General features: G+C 31.7%; 4 protein-coding genes. All 4 read right to left on the bottom strand.

Annotation, left to right across the window (positions count from 1 at the left end; genetic code table 11):
* Positions 1-354: 354 nt before the first annotated feature.
* Complete coding sequence (locus PVK70_RS18515) at positions 355-501, bottom strand: hypothetical protein (RefSeq protein ID WP_017019179.1); 147 nt, start codon at positions 499-501, stop codon at positions 355-357.
* Positions 502-745: 244 nt separating this feature from the next.
* The gene (locus tag PVK70_RS18510; RefSeq protein WP_045103988.1) at positions 746-1,405 is read right to left on the bottom strand and encodes a hypothetical protein; all 660 of its coding nucleotides are present in this window, start codon (positions 1,403-1,405) and stop codon (positions 746-748) included.
* A 154-nt stretch (positions 1,406-1,559) separates the two neighbouring features.
* Complete coding sequence (locus PVK70_RS18505; protein ID WP_130049450.1) at positions 1,560-2,495, bottom strand: DUF1848 domain-containing protein; 936 nt, start codon at positions 2,493-2,495, stop codon at positions 1,560-1,562.
* Between the two features lie 2 nt (positions 2,496-2,497).
* A complete protein-coding gene (locus tag PVK70_RS18500) occupies positions 2,498-3,280 on the bottom strand; it encodes a hypothetical protein (protein WP_130049451.1) in 783 nt (260 codons plus the stop codon).
* Between the last annotated feature and the right edge of the window lie 47 nt (positions 3,281-3,327).

The raw sequence follows: 3,327 nt of genomic DNA, 5'->3' as shown, positions 1-3,327 counted from the left end.
GCCCGCTTTACTGCCAGTCTCAAAAAACTTTTTAAGACCTTTGTGCTTAAATGTTTTAATCATACGAAGAGTGTAGCGCATTGCGCATCATGACGCAAGTTTCAATAAAAAATATAACGCCTGCATAACACGTTTGCTACTATGCAGATTAAGCCTAAATTTACCACTTAATACGGTAAACCAAAAGAAACCTAGAATGCCGAATGTAGCAAATCGTGTTGATGCATTTGTTATAACCATCTGATAATGTTACTGAAACCGTAACTGCTTACCTTCAACATTATAATCACGAACTTGATCATCTTATTTCCAGCAGTCATTTTCTTTGGCACCGATAACAATTACTTATTTGCTTTATTTTTTCTTCGTAACAATAACGTAATTGATTAAAGTTAATCCAATGACAAAACACCAAAATTGTAAGCTAGGTAACACCGTTGAAACAGAGCCAACAAGTAAACCAGAGCCAAGTCCAATTGCAATTTTTTGAAGAGTTGTCATTTTCAAAGTCCTTTTTTATTCAATGATTACTAAATAGCTACAATCTATCGTATGAAATCTATTCTAGCTAAATTACCATTTAACCTATTAATATTTAAGTGTATTTGAGAACTATCTCAACTAGGTTATAACGCCTGCATAACACGTTTACTACTATGCAATTATACTTAAAATTGACACCTTAAAACGAGAAACACCCGACAACCTGAGATGCCGAGTGTAGTAAATCGTGTTGATGCATTTGTTAAATGTATGACAAACAACTCACAATAAGATTTGGCGGTGTATAACGCTTTATAATTATAACGTTACCATAAAATGCAGGCATTCCATCTTCAGGATCCTCACCTGTTTTTATAAGACGACATTCAAAATCAATCAACAAATTTCTAGGTAATGCACACTTTACTAAATTCTTTATTACCCAATCACTTTGATCTGTCTTAGTAGGAAATACTAAAGCACATTCGCGAATTGTTGTATTTCCATTATAAAGTTTAAAAGTATCTTTAAACCTTTTTATATCTTTTTTAAACTCCGCTGCTGAAGGATCAAAACCTTTCAGTTCAATTAAAAAACTATCTTTATTTAAATCATTAGTAATAAAAATATCAGCTTTACCTCCAATCTTATTTTTACGCTTTAATACTTCCCTTTTTTGTTTAAACATTTGTTTTAAGTTAGTTTTGTTTGATCTAATTTCAAAAGATATCTCTTTTGTTGGTTTTTCAAGCTCTATGATTAAATCTAAACCACTTTGCTGATAAAAACCTTTCGTTACTTCATCTGCTATAGAAACCGTAAACAAATACTCCGGTTTAACATTATTAATTAGCTTCTGATAAGACCAATGCCGTCCAATTGACAATTTCAACCCATCAAATAATCTATCTTTAAATTTCAAATTAACCTCTTAATACATTTAACGCCTGCATAACACGTTTACTACCAAGCAATCATACTTAAAATTGACGCCTTAAAACGAGAAACACCCGACAACCTGAGATGCCGAGTGTAGTAAATCGTGTTGATGCAATTGTTAGAACACTATGTGCCATTCAAAATAGCGATTGTTGGAAAATAGGCTCTATCAATAAATTCTTATCTACTCCATCAATACCTCCTAATAAAAAAGGACTGTCTGGATCATGTTTAAGTTTATTTTTTTTAACCATAGCTTCACTAAACGTTGCATAACAATAAGAGCACCCATGAAGACATGTATTATATTGACCAATATCAATACTTTTTATACAACCGCATTCAGTTCTTTGACCTGAATCTTTTATAGATGATAAATCTAGATTAAAAACCTTATTTAATAATTCATCATCAATACACTTACCCTGCTTTATACCTATATGTTGAAGTTCTAATTCTTCTGCACAAGTTTCAATATCTAATTGATTAATCTTACAAACACCCACCATGTATGTACATAAGTCCAACAACTCTTCTCTATGAGCTAAAATATCATGATATTTTAATCCAGATATAGAATTAAGATTTTTTTCTGTTTTTTGATATAGATCGGCAAAACTGATAACAACTTTTTTAGTTTTACCTCGCAGAAGATTTGCAATTTTTGCAAACTTCCTTTTATGCTCATTTATCGAAGTAATATCTGAAATCAAAATAGGATCATATCGCCAAATAACCCTTTCTGGACCAACTATGTCACTTAACCTAATAAATGTTTCGATCGATTTATAAGTACTGGGCAAATGCTTTTCAATTTCTTTCGGATAGCCTGTAATTGTATATTGAAAATAATAGTTATAGCTATTTAATTCAGGTAAATACTTTATCAATTTATCTGCATTTCTTGTCCAAAATACAATGGCATCTACATCTTCAGGAAGTAAAGATACTCTTCGAACTTGATTAGCATTATATGGATTTCTTGTTAAAAGAAATCCATCACGAATTCGATTCATAAACCAACGGTGGTAAAATGCAGGAATATCGGTTCTTCTGCTTGCGCTAATAATCACAATTACTTCCTATATTCAAATATTACTGTTTTTCCAGTCCCATTCAAGCTATGAACTGACAGCCCATCTGGTACTTCACAAATTATATAATTATTAGCAATCTTCTGCCACCCATAGCCGCTATAACCATCAAAGTAATATTGCTTACAATCAGGTAAATATGAAGCTACATGGTTATGAAACACATCCCTTCCCATCGTGTTATTGTTTATATCAATGAAAATTACGATGCTACCTTTAGCGAGACTTGTTTCAATCGATGACTTTAAATTCTTCAAAAACTCCGTATGACTATTATTGCGGTAAAGTGTTGAAAACACTTTACTAATAATGACAACATCTGCATTATTAAAGATAAACGGCTTAGTTAGATCCAGTGATTGATATGTACAATTAACGTTAGTTGGACGCGCGGTACTCCAGTACGTGCTATTATCAACTCCTTCATATTTAATTTTTGCTTCTGGCTTATAAGTTGATATATATTCCTCAATTGCATAATAATCGGGTGAAAAACCACAACCTAAAGATGCAATCGTTAATTCATCTTTTACAAATAATCGTTTAAAATCAGATTCGACTAAATAGTGGTATATTTCACTCATATATGCAGGGCCATACCTCAAAACGTAGGTATTCATTTTTTTTAAGCAATCATATGAATCTGCTCGAGTAGTATAATCCTCACTTAATGAAGATACACAATTACATGGTGTTTCATCAGTCTTGCAACAAGCAAGTGTATTTAATTGTTCATCACATTTTTTTAAAGCATTACCTAGCATGTTATTTCCTTATTTTTATTTGACAATTTTTTGAGTGTTCTAACGCC

The organism is Aliivibrio sp. A6, assembly GCF_028765505.1.
Classification (GTDB): domain Bacteria; phylum Pseudomonadota; class Gammaproteobacteria; order Enterobacterales; family Vibrionaceae; genus Aliivibrio; species Aliivibrio finisterrensis_A.
The sequence above is the reverse complement of the archived record's forward strand: the minus strand, read 5'-3'. Positions and strand labels throughout refer to the sequence as shown.

Excerpts from the sequence above, each read along its gene's own strand:
- PVK70_RS18515 (WP_017019179.1), bottom strand. The coding sequence starts at position 501 with ATGACAACTCTTCAAAAAATTGCAATTGGACTTGGCTCTGGTTTACTT.
- PVK70_RS18500 (WP_130049451.1), bottom strand. The coding sequence starts at position 3,280 with ATGCTAGGTAATGCTTTAAAAAAATGTGATGAACAATTAAATACACTT.